We start from the raw sequence: 20,348 nt of genomic DNA on the forward strand, positions 1-20,348 counted from the left end.
CCGTTCTCCGGCCGCGTCATGACGAAGCTGATCGACAAGGGCTGGAGCCGCGAGCAGGCGTACGACACGGTGCAGCCGCGCGCGATGCAGGCGTGGGAGACGCAGCGCCAGTTCCGCGACATTATCGAGAACACGCCGGAAATCACGGCCGCGCTCAGCCCGGACGAAATCGCCGACGCATTTAACCCGAGCTGGCATCTGAAGCACGTCGACACGATCTTCCGTCGGCTCGAGCTGATCTAAGGGGGCGCGACGACCGTGACCAACCAGCTGCCCGAAGCGATCTCCACCGCGGTTCCGTACGTGCAGGCGCCGCTCGTATATAAAGGGAAGGTACGCGAGCTGTACGATCTTGGGGAGCATTTCCTCATCGTCGTGACCGACCGCATCTCCGCCTTCGACTACATCTTAACCCCGGCCGTGCCGGATAAAGGCAACGTGCTGAACCGCATGAGCGTGCATTGGTTCGAGGAGACGAAGGGGATCGTCGCCAACCACCTCGTCCATGCGGACGTCGACAAGCTCGGCGGTTACGCGACCGATAAAGAAGTATTGAGAGACCGCGTCATGGTAACGAAGAAGGCCCGCCGCATCGACATCGAATGCGTCGTGCGCGGCTACCTCACCGGCGGCGGCTGGCGGCAGTTCCAGAAGACGGGAGCCGTGAACGGCATTCCGCTCGAGCCGGGCACGCGCAAGAACGCGCGGCTGCCGCAGCCGATCTTCACGCCGGCGGCGAAAAACGACGTCGGCCACGATGAAGATATCTCCTTCGAGGAGATGCAGCGGCAGGTCGGCACCGAGCTCGCCGAGAAGCTGCGCGACGTCAGCCTCCGGCTGTACGAGTACGCGCACGGCCGGCTGAAGGAACGAGGCATCCTCTTAGCGGACTGCAAGTTCGAGTTCGGCCTGCTGGACGGCGAGCTCATTCTGATCGACGAACTGTTCACGCCGGATTCCTCGCGCTTCTGGGCGGAGGAAAATTACGCGCTCGACATCGAGATCGACTCGATGGACAAGGAGCCGGTGCGCACGTACCTCGCGAACTCCGATTGGGACAAGGAAAGCGTGCCGGGCCCGCTGCCGGACGACGTCGTCGCCGAAACGACGAAGCGGTACAGAGAAATTTATCGCCGGATTACCGGCGTAACGCGATAACATTTTCTAGAGGAGGCTGGACGAGAGCCATGAAAGCGACGGTATTCGTAACGGTGAAGGAAAACGTGCTCGACCCGCAAGGCAAGGCGGTGCAAGGCGCGCTGCATTCGATGGGCTTCGACGAAGTCGGCGAAGTGCGCATCGGCAAGTACATGGAGCTGAATCTCGATACGAACGACGCGAAGGTCGCCGAAGAACGCGTGCGCACGATGTGCGAGAAGCTGCTCGCGAACACGGTCATCGAGGACTACCGCTTCGAACTGAAAGGGGAGTAAAGCATGTCGGCTATGGACGCAATGAACGTAGCGGTGCTCGTCTTCCCGGGCTCGAACTGCGATATCGACTGCTATAAGGCTGTCGAGCATACGATCAAGCAACCGGTCGAATACGTGTGGCACCAAGCGACGGACTTGTCGAAGTTCGACTTGATCCTCGTGCCGGGCGGTTTCTCGTACGGCGACTACTTGCGGTCGGGCGCGATCGCCCGGTTCTCGCCGGTCATGGAGGAAGTGCGCAAGGCGGCGGAAGCCGGCAAGTACGTGCTCGGCATCTGCAACGGCTTCCAGATTTTGCTCGAATCCGGTCTGCTCCCTGGCGCGATGCGCCGTAATAACTCGCTGAAGTTCAAGTGCGCGCCGACGACGTTAGACGTCGCGAACAACGACACGGCGTTCACGCGCGACTACGCGGCGGGCGAGAAGATCCAGATCCCGATCGCGCACGGCGAAGGCAACTACTACTGCGACGACGAGACGCTCGCGCGCCTCGAGGCGAATCGGCAAGTCGTGTTCCGCTACAGCGGAGAAAACCCGAACGGTTCGGTCCAAGGCATCGCGGGCATTACGAACGAGCGCGGCAACGTGCTCGGCATGATGCCGCATCCGGAGCGCGCGGTCGACAAGCTGCTCGGCTCGGAGGACGGCAAGCGGATGTTCACGTCAATCCTTACAGCATGGAGGGGAACCGCACATGGCGCAGCAACAGCAGGCCGTTAACTTGGAGCCGACCGCGGAGCAAATTCGCGATCAGCAATTATATAAGCAGATGGGCATGACGGACGTCGAATACGAAAAGGTCATCGGCCATCTCGGCGGACGTCTTCCGAACTACACCGAAGTCGGCGTGTTCAGCGTCATGTGGTCGGAGCATTGCTCTTATAAGAATTCGAAGGTCGTTTTGAAAAAGTTCCCGGTCACCGGACCGCGCGTATTAATGGGCCCCGGCGAAGGCGCGGGCATCGTGGACATCGGCGACAAGCAAGCCGTCGTGTTCAAGATCGAATCGCATAATCATCCGTCCGCCATCGAGCCTTACCAGGGCGCGGCGACGGGCGTGGGCGGAATTATTCGGGACATTTTCTCGATGGGGGCTCGTCCGGTTGCGTTGATGAATTCCCTTCGCTTCGGCCGGCTCGAGAACGAACGCGTGAAGTACTTGTTCGAGCACGTCGTGTCCGGCATCGCCGGCTACGGCAACTGCATCGGCATTCCGACGGTCGGCGGCGAGATCATGTTCGACGAGTCGTACGAAGGCAACCCACTCGTCAACGCGATGTGCGTGGGCCTCATCGACCACGACGACATTCAACGCGGCGTCGCCCAGGGCATCGGCAACCCGGTATTCTACGTCGGTCCGGCGACCGGCCGCGACGGCATCCACGGCGCGACGTTCGCGTCGGAGGAGCTGACGGCGGAGTCCGAGGCGAAGCGCCCGGCGGTACAGGTCGGCGATCCGTTCATGGAGAAGCTCGTCATGGAAGCTTGCCTCGAGGTGATCGACCGCGGGCTCGTGCTCGGCATTCAAGATATGGGCGCGGCGGGATTGACGTGCTCGTCCGCGGAGATGGCGTCGAAGGCGGGCAACGGCATGGAGCTGTGGTTAGATAAGGTGCCGCAGCGCGAGCCGGGCATGACGGCGTACGAGATGATGCTCTCCGAATCGCAGGAGCGCATGCTGTTCGTCACGACGCCGGACAAGGAAGCCGCGGTCAAGGAAGTGTTCCACCGCTGGGGCTTGTTCTGCGAAATCGTCGGCAAGGTGACGGACACGGGACGATTGACGTTGATTCATCGCGGCGAGGTCGTCGGCGACATGCCGGTCACGGCGCTCGTCGACGATTGCCCGATGTACCACAAGCCATCGGCGGTCCCTGCTTATTATGAAGCGAATGCTTCCGTCGATACGCTGCGGTATGAAGAGGTGACGGATATCGAAGGCGCGCTGCTCAAGGTGCTTGCGTCGCCGACGGTCGCGTCGAAGGAATGGGTGTACGGGCAGTACGACCATATGGTGCGTACGGCGACGGTCGTGCGGCCGGGCTCGGACGCGGCGGTCGTTCGCGTGGACGGGACGCGCAAGGGTCTCGCCATGACGACGGACTGCAACGGCCGGTACGTCTATCTCGACCCGGAAGTCGGCGGACGCATCGCCGTCGCGGAAGCGGCGCGCAACGTCGTCTGCTCGGGCGGCGAGCCGTTGGCGTTGACGGATAACCTGAACTTCGGTTCTCCGGATAAGCCGGAAATTTTCTGGCAGCTCGAGAAGGCGACGGACGGCATGTCCGAAGCTTGCCGCGTGTTGGATACGCCGGTCATCGGCGGCAACGTGTCGTTGTATAACGAAAACGCGCGCGGCGCCATCTACCCGACGCCGGTCATCGGCATGGTCGGTCTCGTGCACGACGTCGAGCATGTAACGACGCAGGCGTTCAAGAGCGAAGGCGACGTCATCTTCCTGCTCGGCGAGACGTACGCGGAGCTCGGCGGCAGCGAATTCCAACTGGTCGTGCACGGCGTGACGGAAGGCCGTCCTCCGGTCATCGACCTGCAGGTGGAGAAGCAGCTGCAGAAGGCGGTCTTGTCCGCGATTCAAGGCGGCTTGGTCTCCTCCGCGCACGACTTGTCCGAAGGCGGCCTCGCCGTCGCGTTGGCCGAGAGCTGCATCAGCGGCGGCATCGGCGCGAACGTGGACTGGAAGATCAGCGGACTGCGGAACGACGTGGCGCTGTTCAGCGAATCGCAATCGCGTCTGCTGCTCTCGTGCCGTCCGGAACAAGCGGACGCGCTGCAGATGCACCTCGTGGAAGAAGGCGTGCGCGCGACGCGGATCGGGACGGTCGGCGGAACGAAGCTGAACGTGATGGTGAACGGATCCGCGGTGCTCGACGTCGACGTGTCGACTTTGGAAATTACATGGAAGGACGCGATCCCGTGTCTGATGAAGTAATGTCGTCAGCGTCTCGGAAACCGCATATGGATTCTACCCTGCAGCTGTGGACGGGCGACTACTTCAACGAGGGCGCCGACGACCGCGAGTTTTTCGATAAGCTTCGCGAGGAATGCGGCGTGTTCGGCGTATGGAACCATCCGGACGCTTCGTCGCTCTGCTACTACGGGCTGCACGCGCTGCAGCACCGCGGCCAGGAGAGCGGCGGCATCTGTACGGTGCATCGTCGCGAGTTCCACTACCATCGCGGCATGGGGTTGGTCAAGGAAGTGTTCGACCAGCCTCGTCTCGAATCGCTGCCGGGCAAGGTCGGCATCGGCCACGTTCGGTACTCGACGGCCGGCGAGAGCAAGCTCGCGAACGCGCAGCCGCTCGTGTTCAAGTGGCGCGACGGCGATCTCGCGATCGCGACCAACGGCAACATCGTGAACGCGCCGGACATCCGGCGCGAGCTCGAGGAAGCCGGCTCGATCTTCCAGACGACGAGCGATACGGAGGTCGTCGCGCATCTCATCGCGCGCTCCAAGGCGCCGTCGATCGAGGAAGCGGTGAAGGAGTCGCTGCGGCGGCTGAACGGCGCGTTCGCGTTCGTGTTCATCACGAACGACAAGATGGTCGCGGCGCGCGACCAGCACGGCTTGCGCCCGTTCGTGCTCGGGCGGCTCGGCGACGCGTGGCTGTTCGCGTCGGAGACGTGCGCGTTCGACGCGGTCGGCGCGGAGTACGTGCGGGACGTGCGCCCGGGCGAGCTGCTCGTGTTCGACGCCGAAGGCGTGCGCGAGGATCGGTTCGCCGAAGCGGCGCCGAAGCGGGCCGTGTGCTCGATGGAGTACATCTACTTCGCCCGCCCGGACAGCGACGTCGACGAGGTGAACATTCACACGGCGCGCAAGAAAATGGGGAAGCGGCTCGCCATGGATTCGTTCGTCGACGCCGACGTCGTCACCGGCGTGCCGGACTCGTCGATCTCCGCGGCGATCGGCTTCGCGGAGCAGACGGGCATCCCGTACGAGCTCGGCTTGATCAAGAACCGCTACACCGGTCGGACGTTCATCCAACCGTCGCAGGAGCTGCGCGAGCAAGGCGTGAAGATGAAGCTGTCCGCGGTGCGCAAGGTCGTCGAAGGCAAGCGCGTCGTCATGATCGACGACTCGATCGTGCGCGGCACGACGTCGCGGCGCATCGTGAACTTGCTCCGGGAGGCGGGCGCCGTCGAGGTGCATGTGCGGATTACGTCGCCGCCTTTCGCGAACCCTTGCTTCTACGGCATCGACACGCCGACGCGGGGCGAGCTGATCGCCTCCTCGAAGTCGGTGGAGGAGATTCGGCAGCTGATCAACGCCGACTCGCTGTACTTCCTGAGCAAGGAAGGCTTGACGGAGTCGATCGGCGCTTCGGGCGCTCCGTCGGACGCCGGCTTCTGCATGGCGTGCTTCGACAACTGCTACCCGACGCTGTCGGAGGAAGAAGCGGAGAAGGCGACCGTCGCGAAATGCTGATTACCGGCATCTACGGCGCAAATAGGGAACAGCAATGTTCCCTATTTTGTCCGCTGCGGCCGTAAAGAGGCGAATAGCGGACAGGAATGTTCCTTATTCGGCTCAATCTCATCGATGATTACGTGATTTCGTATGAATAGCGAACATTGATGTTCTCTATTTGGCATTATTCGCTGCTATACGGAGAAATAGAGAACATTCATGTTCCTTATCCGGCAGTACAACCTTATGTGAGGTGACTTGGCTCGTGTCAGAAGCGTATAAGCAAGCCGGCGTGAACATCGCCGCCGGCAACGAAGCGGTAGAGCGGATGAAGCGCCACGTGGCTCGTACGACGCGCCCCGAGGTGATCGGAGGTCTCGGCGGGTTCGGCGGACTGTTCGCGATGGATCGCGAGAAGTATAAGGAGCCGATCCTCGTCTCGGGTACGGACGGCGTGGGCACGAAGCTGAAGGTCGCGTTCGCGGCGGACAAACACGATACGGTCGGCATCGACGCCGTGGCGATGTGCGTCAACGACATCGTCGTGCAAGGCGCGGAGCCGTTGTTCTTCCTCGACTACTTAGCCGTCGGCGTGCTGGAGCCGGGCAAGGTCGAGCAAATCGTCGCCGGCGTGGCCGAAGGCTGCGTTCAAGCGGGCTGCGCCTTGATCGGCGGCGAGACGGCCGAGATGCCGAGCATGTATCAAGACGGCGAATACGACATCGCGGGCTTCACCGTCGGCGTCGTCGAGAAGTCCAAGATGATCGACGGCAGCGGCATTCGGCCGGGCGACGCGATCATCGGACTCGCGTCGAGCGGCGTGCACAGCAACGGATTCTCCCTCGTGCGCAGACTGCTGCTCGACAGCGGTAAGTACGGCGTCGGCGACGTCGTTCCGGCGCTCGGCGACGGCGTGACGCTCGGCGAAGCGCTGTTGGCGCCGACGCGCATCTACGTGAAGCCGGTGCTTGCGCTGATCGAGAAGGTCGCGGTCCGCGGCATGGCTCATATCACGGGCGGCGGCTTCATCGAAAATATCCCGCGCGTGCTGCCGTCGAACGTCAATGCGCACATCCGACTCGGCTCTTGGCCGATGCCGCCGATCTTCGGCTTGCTCCGCGCCGAGGGCGCTTTGACGCATGACGACTGCTACCGCACGTTCAATATGGGCATCGGCTACGTGATCGTCGTGCCGGCGGACGAGCGCGACGCAGCGCTGAACGCACTGCGCGAGGCGGGGGAGACGCCGTACGAAATCGGGGTCGTCACCGAAGGCACGGGCGTAGTCACGTTCGAAGGGACCGAAGCGTAAATGGCGCGCAAGCACGTAGCCGTCTTCGCTTCGGGCTCCGGCTCGAACTTCGAAGCGGTGGTCTCGGCGGTCGCCGGGGACGCCGCTTCTCCTTATGAAGTGTCGCTGCTCGTCTGCGACAAGCCCGGCGCCGCGGCGATCGGGCGCGCGGAGCGTCTCGGCGTGCCCGTCTACGCGGTGCGCCCGAAGTCATATCCCTCGCGCGAAGCGTACGAGGCGGACGTCGTGCGCGAGCTGCGGTCGCGCGGCATCGACTTCGTCGTGCTGGCGGGCTACATGCGGTTGATCACCGCCACCTTGCTCGACGCCTACCCGAATCGGATTCTTAACATTCATCCTTCCTTGCTGCCCGCCTTCCCGGGGCTGCATGCGGTCGAGCAGGCGCTGGAGTACGGCGCTAAGGTGGCTGGCGTGACGGTGCATTTCGTCGACGGCGGCATGGACAGCGGGGCGATCATCGCGCAGGAAGCGATCCCGGTGCAAGCCAGCGACACGGCGGAGACGTTGTTCCCGCGCGTGCAGGAAGTCGAGCACCGACTGTACCCGGCCGTCGTGCGCGCCTTCGCGGAGGATCGCGTGCATCTCGACGGCCGCCGCGTCACGGTTGAAGGCGGGTTAGGATTGTAAGTGTTCCTGCCGGGAGCGGGGATGTCTCTCCGAGCTTCTTTCCGACCTGATTTCCTTAGCTCAGAACACCCACGGCGGCGGTACGATGCGAATCATCAACGGGGCGAATCATTCGCGCCGCGAAAGATAAACCCCGTGAAGGCAGCGGGGGAACCATACATTTTCCTAGGAGGTACTATTGTGGCGAACAGAAGAGCGCTCATCAGCGTATCGGACAAGACCGGCATCGACGCGTTCGCGGCGGAGCTTGTAAAGCTCGGCTTCGAAATCATCAGCACCGGGGGGACCAAGACGCTGTTCGAGAGCAAAGGCATTCCGGTCACCGGCATCAGCGACGTAACGGGCTTCCCGGAAATTCTCGACGGACGCGTGAAGACGCTGCACCCGGCGGTCCACAGCGGACTTCTCTCCGTACGCGACAGCGAGGAGCATCAGCAGCAAATGAAGGAGCTGAACCTCGGCTACATCGATCTCGTGGCGGTCAACCTGTACCCGTTCCAGGCGACGATCTCGAAGCCGAACGTAAGTTACGAAGACGCCATCGAAAACATCGACATCGGCGGCCCGTCCATGCTGCGCAGCGCCGCGAAAAACCACGCGTTCGTGACGGTCGTCGTCGACGCGACGGATTACCCGCAGGTGCTCGAGGAGCTGAAGGCGAGCGGCGACACGACGCTCGACACCCGGAAGAAGCTGGCTGCCAAGACGTTCCGCCACACCTCCGCCTACGACGCGCTCATCGGCGACTACCTGACGACGAAGCTCGGGGAGACGCTGCCGGAGCGAGTGACCGTTACTTACGAAAAGGTGCAAGACCTCCGCTACGGCGAAAACCCGCATCAAGCGGCCGCCTTCTACAAGAAGCCGCTCGCGGGCGCGGGCAGCCTGGCGAACGCGCAGCAGCTGCACGGCAAGGAGCTGAGCTACAACAACATCAACGACGCGAACGCGGCGTTGCAGATCCTTCGCGAGTTCACGGATGAACCGGCCGCCGTCGCGGTCAAGCATATGAACCCGTGCGGCGTGGGGATCGGCTCTGACATTTTCAACGCATATACGAAGGCTTATGAAGCCGACCCGACATCGATTTTCGGCGGCATCGTGGCGCTGAACCGTCCGGTGGACGCGGCGACTGCGGCGAAGCTAAACGAAATCTTCCTCGAGATCGTCATCGCGCCGGATTACGCGCCGGAAGCGCTCGAGATTCTCATGAAGAAGAAAAACATCCGTCTGCTCAAGCTCCCGTTCGTGCCGACGGAGGACAAGTACGTGGTCACGTCTGTCGAGGGCGGCATGTTGTTCCAAGAGACGGACACGAAGCAAATCACCGCGGCGGACCTGAAGGTCGTCACGGAGCGCGCGCCGACTGACGAAGAGCTGAAGCAGCTGCTTTTCGCGTGGAAGGTCGTCAAGCACGTGAAGTCCAACGCGATTGCGCTGGCGAACGACAACATGACGATCGGCATCGGCGCCGGTCAGATGAACCGCGTCGGCTCCGCGCGAATTGCGCTTGAGCAAGCGGGCGAGAAGGCGCAAGGTGCGGCGCTCGCGTCCGACGCGTTCTTCCCGATGGGCGACACGGTCGAGCTCGCGGCGAAGTACGGCGTGAAGGCGATCATCCAGCCGGGCGGCTCGATCAAGGACGAGGAGTCGATCGCGGCGGCGAACGCGGCCGGCATCGCGATGGTGTTCACGGGCGTACGCCACTTCAAGCACTAAGCATAACTGCAATTGTGCAGTAATTACCGGTGGCGGCGGCGTCGGAGCGGGGAGTAACTGCGGAAGTACACTTATTAGTTCGGAAAATGGCACCCGCGGGCCGAATTAGCTGCGCTTTTGCAGGTAAAGGGCCGAATTGGGCGGATTTTCGGGGCGATTGATGTACTTTTGCAGTTATGTCCATCGCTGCACCGATGCTCGTCGCCTCCCTGAACAAGGAGGACGACACGCGCATGAACATTCTCGTAGTAGGCCGAGGCGGCCGCGAGCATACGATCTGCTGGAAGCTGAGCCAGAGCCCCAAGGTGAGCAAGCTGTACTGCGCGCCGGGCAATGCCGGCATCGCGGGCGTAGCGGAGCTCGTCTCCATCAACGAAGGCGAGTTCGACAAGCTGACGGCGTGGGCGAAGGCGAACGCGATCGACCTCGCGGTCATCGGACCGGAGGACCCGCTGTTCGAAGGCATCGCGGACGCATTCGAGGCGGCGGGCATCAAGGTGTTCGGTCCGAGCAAGGCGGCGGCGATCATCGAAGGGTCTAAGTCGTTCACGAAGGACCTCATGAAGAAATACAACATCCCGACGGCGGCGTACGAGACGTTCACGTCGTTCGACGACGCGCTCGCATATGTACGCGCGCAGGGTGCGCCGATCGTCATCAAGGCCGACGGGCTTGCGGCGGGCAAAGGCGTCACCGTCGCGCAGACGCTTCCGGAAGCCGAAGAGGCGCTCCGCACGATCATGCTCGACAAGGCGTTCGGCCAGGCGGGGGATAAGGTCGTGATTGAGGAGTGCCTTTTCGGACAAGAAATGAGCATTCTGAGCTTCGTCGACGGCGAGACCGTTCGCCCGATGCCGGAAGCGCAGGACCATAAGCCGATCTTCGACAACGACAAGGGCCCGAACACGGGCGGCATGGGGACGTATTCGCCGGTGCCGCATCTACCGAAGTCGGTGTACGACGAAGCGGTGCGCACGATCATCGAACCGACGGCCCGCGCGATGGTCGCGGAAGGTCGGACGTTCCGCGGTGTGCTGTTCGCGGGGCTCATGATTACGCCCGAGGGCAAGCCGAAGACGATCGAGTTCAACTGCCGTTTCGGCGATCCGGAGACGCAAGTCGTGTTGTCCCGCCTCGAGTCGGATTTGCTCGACTTGTTCCTCGCGACGGTCGAAGGCCGCCTCGCCGAGGTGCAGCCGAAGTGGAGCGATGACTCCGCGGTATGCGTCGTGCTCGCGGCCGGCGGCTACCCAGGCTCGTATAAGAAGGGCGATGTGATCGAAGGCTTGGACGCGGTGACGGAGTCGACCGTGTTCCACGCGGGCACGGCGCTTGGCGCGGACGGCAGCATCGTCACGAACGGCGGCCGCCTACTCGGCGTCACCGCCACGGGCGCGACGATCGACGAAGCCCGCCGCAAGGCGTACACCGACGTCGACCGCATCCGCTACGAGGGCAAGCAGTACCGGACGGACATCGGCAAGAAGGCGTTGTAAATTATTACAGGATGAGCGTCGTTCCCACTTGGGGAGGCGCTTGTCTTTGATTTTGTTTCGGTGAACCGTATTACAAGTGACACAAATTCATACGAAAACCAGCTGCTTCCACTATTTCAGTGGGAGTAGCTTGGTAGTTGAATAACTACGCTTAAGTTTTTGTAGGAATTGGCTCTGGTATATATTTTTCTAAAGCTTCAGTCATATGGTCACTAAAAGCTATATTCTTTGCTATGTTTATTAACTCTTGTTTCGAGGTTGACTTTTGATATTCAGAGAGGACTAGTTTTAAAATTGAAAAAGCAATTTTAATTTTTTCTTCATCGACATTGTTAGTATCAATTCCTGCAAAGTCGCGATCATTATAGTCTGCTTTATTAAGCAACACTGAAATCAGGATTCTTCCTACATGGAAAGGGTAGTTAGTGGCAATCAGTTCTTCTTGTGTAGTCGTTGTAACCATGCTTCTTAGTGCCCGTTCAACATGTTTCATAATCTCAATGCTCTTCAAATAGATTTCTGGTTGTCTGGTTACAGGAAAAAGACGTCTGTAGTCTTTTTCATTTTTCGTAAGGGTAGTCGGATTGGATCTTGCTTTCGATGGATTTTTTTGTACAAGAGCGGTTAAGCATTGAGATAAGTACTTTATTGATATAATTTTGTTCCTTGGCTTCCCCTGATTCTTGTAAAAGTTTTTCCTTCTATCGTAGTAAAATCCTTTTGAAAGTAAGTATTCCTCAATATTCCTCTGCACTCTATCAGTTGCTCGTAGTGTTGAGGGAGGAACATAATTTTGAGAGTTAGTTGACTTGATTATCGCATCAGATGTTTCTTTCTTCCCTGTTATTACAATTTTAAGAAGGAGTGACCTTTTATCTTCTTCAAACAACCCTTTGGACAGTGCATTAAAAATAGTGTATGAAGTTTGTAGACCATTGACGATTTGAATGTTATCTAGATGGAGTGTCTTTCCAGCCAAAGTACCTTTTTCAGCAATAATTGTTACACCATTATTAAGCCACCAGAAATCAAACTCTGGTTTCCCAGTAACTGTCTCTCCAATCTCTAAATTCACATCAGTATTGTTTTGGTAATCCCTTACATTTGACTCAAATAAATATTTCCGTAGTGTTCCATCTGAATCAGAGAGGAATTTATAATACTCATATAGTGTTGTAGATGCTATATATCCGCCTTGTTCTGCTTGATAATCAATCGTAATCACTCGCTGTTTACCCGTTACTGTGATCCGTATCATAAGCAATGGCAAGTATATTGGAACACCTATCAGAAGCATTGAAATACCAAGTGTTTTGAGCGACTGCCTGGAATTCGCCTCAATTGTAATTCGAGGCTACGGACAGTTCCCTAATTAGAATCAAAGGGAAGTTACAAACTGCTTAAACATATAAGTCCTTCGTAAATCAGATAAATGGAATAACCCCAGAAAATGAAAGTATACTTTCACTTTTCGGGGTTATTCTTTATAATAAACACAAAACGGGAGGTGTTTAGGAACATGAGGGATCTCATAACGGATGCAAGCGTCCTTCAAGTGCTGCGGGGATACAACAAGTGGTGGGAGACCGGAATGGTACCTGATGATTTCGCCAAGCCCGTGAAGCGGTTCGCATACTATGATGCGAAGCAGAGCTTCGAGCATCCTACGATTCGGCGGCACGTCATCTTAACCGGGCCGAGACGCGTCGGGAAATCGACCATAATGTATCAGACGATCCACGATGCGTTGGAGAGACAGGTTCCTGCAAAGAACATCCTATACGTGTCGTTCGACCACCCGATGCTGAAGATTTCGGAGATCGACCGCATTCTCAAGATTTTCATTAACAATGTAGCCATCGACGAGAACATCTATCTGTTCTTGGATGAGATTCAATATGCGCAGGACTGGAACAGCTGGTTGAAGACGATCTACGATCATCAACCGAGCTACCGGGTTATGGCCACAGGTTCGGCAAGTCCGGCACTAAGCGACAAGATGCCGGAGAGCGGCGTCGGTCGTTGGGTGCAGATTCGGATTCCCACGCTTTCGTTCTATGAGTATCTTGAACTGCGCGGGATCGAGGTCGCGACTCTGCCCGACAAGATCAAACCAACCGCTCTAAGCGAGCTGAGCGCAAGGGATCTGAACGATCTAATGGGCAAGCTGCAGCCGTTGGAGAGACATTTTCACCGGTATCTTCTAATTGGAGGGTTTCCGGAGATTGCGTTGTCGGACGATGTGTCGTATGCCCAGCGGATTATTCGCGAGGATGTCGTGGATAAGGTGCTGAAGCGGGACATGGTGGCGTTGTTCAATGTTCGGCATATCGACGAGCTGGAGCGAATCTTTCTGTACCTCTGCATGACGACGGGGAATATCATCGAGGCGGCAACGATCTCGAACCACATGGACATTACGCGGCCGACGGTGCTGAAATACTTGAACTTCCTGGAGCTTGCGAATCTCATCTATATGGGGTATCCGATGGACATGACGGGGAAAAAGGCGCTGAAGGCGAAGCCGAAGGTGTATCTCGCCGACGCGGCGATTCGGAATGCCGTACTGCTGCAGGGCGAAGAGGTGCTGCATGACCCTGAGCAAATGGGGATGATTGTGGAATCAGCGGTCTACAAACATATTCACACGTTCTATTACAATTTCAATCCGAAGGTGGGGTATTTCCGGGATTCGGCTTCGCAGAAGGAGATCGACATTGTCGTGATGATGCCGACGTCGAAGATCCTCCTTGAAATCAAGTACCGCGAAAATCCGAAGATTAAGGAGTCGGAAGCGATCGTCGAATGGTCCCGGAAGGAAAACGGATCGTCGGCTTCGCTGCTGATTACCAAGAATGCCGAGGATTACGGGATGCTGGAACATGCGCCAATTATGAGAATTCCGGCCTTCGCCTTCCTGTATTTGCTTGGTCATGCCGAGAAGTCGAGATTTCGGGAAGCGTCGCTCCGATGAGAGCGGCGTTTTTTTGTCGTCTTGCGACAATGGTTACAGTGCGTTAGATGGTAGCCGATCATCCCCTCATTTATATCACGAACACATTTGCGACTCCGCGGCGGATGGTCCGAAAACACTCTCGTCCAGTACGGATTTAGGCTGACGGAAACATTTAATAGTGCGGTCAGTCCTAGTTTTTTAGGTAACAATCCCTCGAAAGCATCATGTTCAATTCATTCAGATTCCGTATAATGGAATGGTTATTGAACTTACATTTATTGGGATACGAACCAAGATCGGAGGACAATGATGAGAAGAGCCAGAAAGCAAACAAGGAAGGGACGAGCAGCTAAGTTGATGCTTGTCGCGCTGGCGGTGATGTTGGCGATCGGATGGGTTCCCCTGCTACCGGACGACTGGGAGAGCCGCGCTTATGCGGCGGATAACTTTACGATCGACACGGTCGCAGGGACCGGAGTTTTAGGCAACACAGGAGACGGAGGCCCGGCGACTTCCGCCCAAATCAACACGGCTTACCATGTTGCCGTAGACGGCGATGGCAATCTGTATATTCCGATTTACCTCAATCATGTGATCCGGAAGGTGGATACGGCCGGCAACATCACGACGGTCGTCGGCACCGGAGTCGAGGCGAGTATTTTCGTCCCTTCGGGAGACGGCGGCCCGGCGACTTCGGCTACGTTGCGATTCCCCACGTCCGTGGCCTTCGACAGCGAAGGGAATATGTATATCACGGAAATCGGCTTTGAGCGCGTACGCAAAGTGGATAAGAACGGCACCATCACAACGGTGGCCGGTTCGAGCACGGGTCAACTGGGCTATGCCGGCGACGGCGGCCTTGCGACTTCGGCCTTGCTAAACCGTCCGGTGGATGTAGCCGTGGATCACGAAGATAATCTTTATATTGCGGATCTCTTCAATAATGTCATTCGGAAGGTGGATACAGAGAACGGGATCATCACCACGGTAGCCGGGAATGGAATCGCCGGTTACTCGGGAGACGGCGGGCCGGCGGCATCGGCGCAATTGAATACGCCTTATGCCATCGACTTCGACGGCAGCGGGAATATGTATATCGCAGACCGAAATAACAATCGGGTGCGAAAAGTGGATACGTCCGGGAAGATCAGTACGGTGGCCGGCACGGGGGGCAACTTCGATTCCGGCGACGGCGGACCGGCGACGGCGGCCGGGTTGGCTTTTCCGACCGGAATTACCGTAGACGACGACGGAACGGTGTATGTCGTGGCGAGCAACAGTAATACCGTTCGGAAAATCAGTCCGACCGGCATCATCACGACGATTGCCGGGACCGGCGTCGCCGGGGACAGCGGCGACGGCGGGCCGGCGACGTCGGCGCAGCTGAAAGTCCCCCTCGGGATCGATATGGACGATGACGGGAATCTATATGTTTCGGACTACGGCAACCACAAGATCAAAAAGCTTGAAGCGGTTACCCACACGGTCACATTCGACAAGAACGGCGGGGATACGGAGGCAACCCCCGCCACCTTGAACGTGAGGGACGGCGAAACGGTGGATGCCCTTCCCGCTCCGCCGACCCGTTCCGGCTTTGCGTTCGCGGGATGGAACACGCAGACGAACGGAGGCGGAACCGTCTTCGACGCGACGACCGTCGTAAGCGGAGATGTGACCGTCTACGCCCAGTGGAGCGAGAATCCCGATGCTCCCGCTAATCTCCGGGCTTCTCCCGGAAACGGCCAAGCGTCGTTGGCTTGGGACAGCGTCACGTCAGCCGTCTATTACAGTCTTTATATCGGCACTGCATCCGGTGCGTACGACCCCTTGCCGCTGACCACGGTGACGGGAGCGACCTATACGGCGACGGGGCTTGTCAACGATACGACGTATTATTTCGCGGTGAGGGCGCACAACGCCGCAGGAGCCAGCGGATTTTCGAACGAAGCGAGCGCGACGCCGCGAGCTCCCGAACCGTCTTCGCCGCCGCCGTCGCCGTCGGACTCCGATTCCGGTTTCGCGCGGCCTACGATTCAAGTCGTCGACGGTAACGACGATTCCCTCGTATCGAACGCCGATATCATCCGCTCGACTGCGGTCGACGGACGCCGGCAAGCGTCAATCGTACTGACGAAAGAGCAGGCGGCTCGGGCGATCGACAAGCTGGGGGCGATCGAATCCGTTTTCGCGAAGATGATTATCCCAGACGACGTCGACGGTAACGTCAAGTTGTCGGTGACGTTCCCGAAGGCTTCGGCCGATCTGCTGTCCGAAGGCGAGATCCGGATGGAGATCGCCGCGAAGCAGGCGCGTGTCGTCATTCCGGATACCATGTTCGAAGGGGTCACGGACGGACTTCGTTTCCGCATCGAACCGGTCTGGGAAGAGGACCGCGCATCGATCGAAAGGCTGGCCACGACGGATCCGCTCGTACTCGAAGCTGCGAGAGGCGGCAAGGTCGAAACCGTCGGCCATCCGACGACGATCGGATCGAACGCGACCGGCGATGCATACGAGGCGATTCTGCCGCTGACCGGTGCGCCGCTCAGCGATGAACAGCTGAAGAGAGTCGCGGTCTTCGCGTTGTATGACGACGGAACGAAGGAGCTGACGAGAGGAAGCATCGTACCCTATGACGGCGGTGATCGGCTTGGGATCCGCTTTCCCGTCTCCGCCGGCAAGACGGGTACGTTTGCCGTTATCCGTTGGATGCATCCGGAGCATCAAGCGTTCCTATTCGGTTATGCCGACGGGACGTTCGTTCCGGACCGGAACGTCACCCGCGCGGAAGTCGCCGCGATGCTGGTTAGGGTTTTCGACCGGGATGAGGATACGGCGCCTGGAGCGTTCCCGGACGTGGGGGATGGACATTGGGCTAGGGAGTACATCGACCGCGCCTCCGGCATGAGCCTCATGATCGGATATCCCGACGGCAGCTTCAAGCCGGACGAGACGATCACGCGGGCGGAGATGGCGAGCGCGATCGCCCCGTTGCTGCCCGAAGCGACGGGCGCAAGCGCGGGATTTACCGATACGGAACGAAGCTGGGCGAAGGCCGTCATCGAGCAAGCGAATGCGGCAGGTATCGTATACGGGTATGAAGACGGAACGTTCCGCCCGAATTCGACGCTGACCCGCGCCGAGGCGGTCGCGATGCTCGACAGGCTGCTGGGCCGCGGGCCGCTGATCGGAGCGCCGCAGCAGTGGCCGGACGTCGCGCAAGCCCACTGGGCATACGGCTATATCCAGGAAGCGTCCATGGACCATTCCTACGAGAAGCAGCAGGACGGCACGGAAAAGTACATTCCGGAACCGTAACCCGGTTCCCGCAAGCCCGTTCCTTCGGACGGCTCGGCTGGGCCAGCGCCCGTCTCCGGTTGAACGGGCTTGCTCTGTAATCGTAAGACATAAGCTTAAGCGCCGCTCCACATGGGAACGGCGCTCGCAACGATGAGACTATCTTTTCACCACAGGCACCCAAAACTCTCCGTAGTAAGTATCGTCACCGTGATCTATCCGATACGTTGCATTCGGACCGCCGATGTAGGCATAATCCGTGATTCGGGGCAAGACGCCGCCGAAAGCAAGATATGTCAGCTGATCGAATAGAGCCTCTTTCTCCCCGGTTCCTGCAACCACGATGTACTCGCTCTCCGGAAACTCGATGATGCGCGTTGCGTCAACCACGGATTTCCCAGCCTCTACCGCGAAATAATTCCACGGTTTGCCTTGATACACCTCGTTGACCGACCATTCACGATCGTCTTTCGCGGCGTTTTTGAGCTTGTCGAAACGTCCATCGGCCTTGAGTTTGCCCCAAAATTCGGCTTTTTCCTTCTGCAAAGCCGTCATGTCTTGGAAGTTCGACCGGATGGAGAACCCATATGCGGTTAATGTGAATGATTTTTTGCGTTCAATCGTGTAATCTGCCATGCGAGCGCTCCTTGCTCCGAGAGATTAGCCTTCGGCTTTTTTGGCGCGCAGCCACATTTCGCCGTAGAACTCGCCATTTTCAGCTGCTTTGACGAAGGTGTAGTTACCTGGACCCACGTATTTGTAGTCTGTGATTTGCTGCAACATCCCGCCGAACACGTTGCCCGTGATTTCATCGGCGAGAGCGTCTTTGTCGGCGCCCGTGCCGGGCACGACGATGTAGTCGCCGGCGAGGAAATCGAGGACGATCGCGCCTTCCAGATCGAACTCCCCCTTCACGCCGAAGCCCCGGAAAGGCTTGCCGCCGAGGACGTAGTTGATTTGATATTGTTGCCCGTCCGCGAGCGCCAGAAGTTCGGCAAGCGTACCGTTTTCCGTGATTTCAACTTTTTTCGCCGCCGTTTTCGCCGCGTTCCCTGCCCAATCGCTATAATCCTCAAGTGTAACACCGAGAGCCGTCATTTTGAAGTTTTCCGAGATGGTTTGGATGGAGTAGTTCGTCATTTTCATTCGCTCCTTTAAGGTTTCTCTTACAAGATCGATCCTATTGGCTAAATGTATCAAAAAGTGATACTCTTTATAGATCATGAAGAAAACGGAACGAATTAATCTAATCATGCGCTACATTAATAACCGCGCGCATTTTACGATTGCCGAGATTCAGCGGGAGTTCAAGATTTCCCGCGCGACGGCGATTCGCGACATTAATGAGATTCAGGAGATGGGTTTTCCGCTGACGACCGAGCTTGGGCGCGGAGGCGGCTACTACGTCATGCAAAACCAGTATTTGCCCGCTGTTCGCTTCACGCCGGATGAGCTGAAGGCGATTTTTATCAGCTTTATCGCTTCAAAAAATTCGCAACTGCCTTATCTGCAAAATCGCCGATCCATCACTGAAAAACTGATCGGCATCGCGTCGCAAACGCAGCAAGACGAGCTGATCGAGCTGAATCATATCTTGCTATTTGAAAATACGAATCCTGCCAATCCGAATCTGCTGGAGCTCGACGATGCGGCGCCTCCGGAATTGAATCAGCTGATTTCGCTTGCTGTTCGGGATAGGCACTTGCGCTTGACTTATGAGCTGAGTCAAGGCTGGCCGCAGTTGATGGACGTGTATTTGCTGCATATTTTTAACTCGAACGCTCAGTGGCTTGCCGAGGTTTACGATTTCGATATGAATGAATTTCGTTATTTGCCTGTCGAGATGCTGCGGGATTCGGCCATTTCCGAGCGGAAGATGCGATGGTCTGAGGAAGAGATTTTAAACAAAAAACGGCTTCGTTTGCGGGAGTCCAATCTTGTTGTGAAGCTGGATGCGACCGGGATTCGGCGCTTTAAGCGTTTGCACCCGCCGGGCATTGTTTTGTCGCTTACCGGGATGTTTCAGTCGAGCGGGATGTTTCATGTTCAATTGGATGTGTCCGATGACGAGGCATTGGCGTATTATACGGATTGGCTTTTGTTTTTGGGGGGAGGGGTCGAATTCGAGCGGATTCCTGTTGAACTGCGTTCGATCTTGGAAGAGCGTGTGGCAAAGTTAAAATTTCCTTAAGTGAAGCAGGGGATGGGAAAATCATGGCTTATCTAATCCTAATCGTAGTGGTGCTCATTCTGTTCGTTTCGTTATTCATGACCCTGCACCCGGCGTTCGGCGGAAGCCTGAATAAGCGGCAAAAGCAGGCATACGGCGGATTCGACAACTTCGCCAACGGCAAATTCGTCAATCCGACTCCACCGGAGATGGACATGAGCGTTAAGGGGCTTCTTTCCATGCTTAAGGATTCTTTAACCGGAAATAGGGATCGCAGACCGAGCGGCCCGATTCCGGTTGCACCGCCGGATTGGGATAAAATCAAAAGCGAAGAGGATAGTATCACGTGGTTCGGGCACTCTGCGTTCCTCTTGAGTATCGATAATAAAAAACTATTCGTAGATCCGATGTTAGGACGCGTCGCCTCGCCGGTAACCTTCGCGGGCAGCAAGCGATACGGGAACGATCTGCTGCGGATGATCGATGACTTGCCGTCGTTGGACGCGGTGCTGATCACGCACGACCATTATGATCACCTGGATTACCCCTCTGTCATCCGATTGAAACACAAGGTCGGTCATTTTTTCGTCCCGCATGGAGTAGGCGTCCACCTCGAACGGTGGGGAGTCTCGCGAGAAATCATTACAGAGCTCAATTGGTGGGACGAAGCTACGTTCCAGGGGATAACGGTCGCTCTAACGCCTTCGAAGCATTTCTCCGGCAGAGGAATGTTGAATCGGGATACAACCTTATGGGGCGGGTGGGTCATTCTTGGGAAAACGACACGTTTCTATACCAGCGGAGATGGCGGCTACGATTCGCATTTCGAAGAAATAGGAAAAAAATACGGCCCCTTCGACATCACCTGCATCGAAGGGGGCCAATATGATCCGCGATGGCCCGGGGT

Annotated in this window: 16 protein-coding genes and 1 pseudogene; 14 read left to right on the forward strand and 3 right to left on the reverse strand. The window is 57.8% G+C overall.

What is annotated here, in order from left to right:
- The 10 genes and pseudogenes from RIN49_RS27990 to purD all read left to right on the forward strand — a co-directional run.
- Positions 1 to 243: pseudogene (locus tag RIN49_RS27990) on the forward strand (adenylosuccinate lyase); the annotation flags it as partial.
- Positions 244 to 258: 15 nt separating this feature from the next.
- A complete protein-coding gene (locus tag RIN49_RS27995; protein WP_309123398.1) occupies positions 259 to 1,158 on the forward strand; it encodes a phosphoribosylaminoimidazolesuccinocarboxamide synthase in 900 nt (299 codons plus the stop codon).
- A gap of 29 nt (positions 1,159 to 1,187) precedes the next feature.
- The gene (purS, locus tag RIN49_RS28000; protein ID WP_309123399.1) at positions 1,188 to 1,433 is read left to right on the forward strand and encodes a phosphoribosylformylglycinamidine synthase subunit PurS; all 246 of its coding nucleotides are present in this window, start codon (positions 1,188 to 1,190) and stop codon (positions 1,431 to 1,433) included.
- A gap of 21 nt (positions 1,434 to 1,454) precedes the next feature.
- Positions 1,455 to 2,153, forward strand: coding sequence for a phosphoribosylformylglycinamidine synthase subunit PurQ (purQ, locus tag RIN49_RS28005; protein ID WP_309123413.1), 699 nt, complete (start codon positions 1,455 to 1,457; stop codon positions 2,151 to 2,153).
- On the forward strand, positions 2,128 to 4,383 hold the full coding sequence (gene purL, locus RIN49_RS28010) for a phosphoribosylformylglycinamidine synthase subunit PurL (protein WP_309123400.1): 2,256 nt from the start codon (positions 2,128 to 2,130) through the stop codon (positions 4,381 to 4,383). Before purQ ends, purL begins: the two co-directional genes overlap by 26 nt.
- A gap of 26 nt (positions 4,384 to 4,409) precedes the next feature.
- Entirely contained in the window at positions 4,410 to 5,882 is a 1,473-nt protein-coding gene (gene purF / locus RIN49_RS28015) for an amidophosphoribosyltransferase (protein WP_309123401.1), read from the forward strand.
- A 247-nt stretch (positions 5,883 to 6,129) separates the two neighbouring features.
- On the forward strand, positions 6,130 to 7,176 hold the full coding sequence (gene purM, locus RIN49_RS28020; RefSeq protein ID WP_309123402.1) for a phosphoribosylformylglycinamidine cyclo-ligase: 1,047 nt from the start codon (positions 6,130 to 6,132) through the stop codon (positions 7,174 to 7,176).
- Positions 7,177 to 7,803: a phosphoribosylglycinamide formyltransferase gene (gene purN, locus RIN49_RS28025; protein WP_309123403.1), complete on the forward strand. Its 627-nt coding sequence runs from the start codon at positions 7,177 to 7,179 to the stop codon at positions 7,801 to 7,803.
- Positions 7,804 to 7,983: 180 nt separating this feature from the next.
- Positions 7,984 to 9,522, forward strand: a complete 1,539-nt coding sequence (purH, locus tag RIN49_RS28030) for a bifunctional phosphoribosylaminoimidazolecarboxamide formyltransferase/IMP cyclohydrolase (RefSeq protein WP_309123404.1) — start codon at positions 7,984 to 7,986, stop codon at positions 9,520 to 9,522.
- Positions 9,523 to 9,755: 233 nt separating this feature from the next.
- Entirely contained in the window at positions 9,756 to 11,018 is a 1,263-nt protein-coding gene (purD, locus tag RIN49_RS28035; protein ID WP_309123405.1) for a phosphoribosylamine--glycine ligase, read from the forward strand.
- A gap of 151 nt (positions 11,019 to 11,169) precedes the next feature.
- Here purD and RIN49_RS28040 read toward each other — a convergent pair whose 3' ends face one another.
- Positions 11,170 to 12,243, reverse strand: coding sequence for an AIPR family protein (locus tag RIN49_RS28040; protein ID WP_309123406.1), 1,074 nt, complete (start codon positions 12,241 to 12,243; stop codon positions 11,170 to 11,172).
- A gap of 294 nt (positions 12,244 to 12,537) precedes the next feature.
- Here RIN49_RS28040 and RIN49_RS28045 point away from each other — a divergent pair, with 294 nt between their 5' ends.
- Positions 12,538 to 13,992 (forward strand): ATP-binding protein, encoded by a 1,455-nt coding sequence (locus tag RIN49_RS28045; RefSeq protein ID WP_309123407.1) that lies wholly within the window; start codon positions 12,538 to 12,540, stop codon positions 13,990 to 13,992.
- 339 nt (positions 13,993 to 14,331) lie between these two features.
- Positions 14,332 to 17,292 carry an NHL domain-containing protein gene (locus RIN49_RS28050; RefSeq protein WP_309123408.1) on the forward strand — a complete coding sequence of 987 codons (2,961 nt, stop codon included), beginning with the start codon at positions 14,332 to 14,334 and terminating at the stop codon, positions 17,290 to 17,292.
- Between the two features lie 138 nt (positions 17,293 to 17,430).
- Here RIN49_RS28050 and RIN49_RS28055 read toward each other — a convergent pair whose 3' ends face one another.
- Together RIN49_RS28055 and RIN49_RS28060 are read right to left on the reverse strand one after the other, a co-directional pair.
- Complete coding sequence (locus tag RIN49_RS28055; protein ID WP_309123409.1) at positions 17,431 to 17,907, reverse strand: GyrI-like domain-containing protein; 477 nt, start codon at positions 17,905 to 17,907, stop codon at positions 17,431 to 17,433.
- A gap of 24 nt (positions 17,908 to 17,931) precedes the next feature.
- Entirely contained in the window at positions 17,932 to 18,411 is a 480-nt protein-coding gene (locus RIN49_RS28060; RefSeq protein ID WP_309123410.1) for a hypothetical protein, read from the reverse strand.
- Between the two features lie 82 nt (positions 18,412 to 18,493).
- On the opposite strand from RIN49_RS28060, the gene RIN49_RS28065 reads away from it, so the two are divergent.
- Positions 18,494 to 19,462, forward strand: a complete 969-nt coding sequence (locus RIN49_RS28065; protein WP_309123411.1) for a helix-turn-helix transcriptional regulator — start codon at positions 18,494 to 18,496, stop codon at positions 19,460 to 19,462.
- Between the two features lie 23 nt (positions 19,463 to 19,485).
- On the forward strand, positions 19,486 to 20,348 hold an 863-nt coding region (locus tag RIN49_RS28070), incomplete at its 3' end, for an MBL fold metallo-hydrolase (RefSeq protein WP_309123412.1).

Origin of the sequence: Paenibacillus sp., assembly GCF_031177825.1 — a bacterium.
In the GTDB taxonomy this organism is placed as follows: domain Bacteria; phylum Bacillota; class Bacilli; order Paenibacillales; family YIM-B00363; genus Paenibacillus_AE.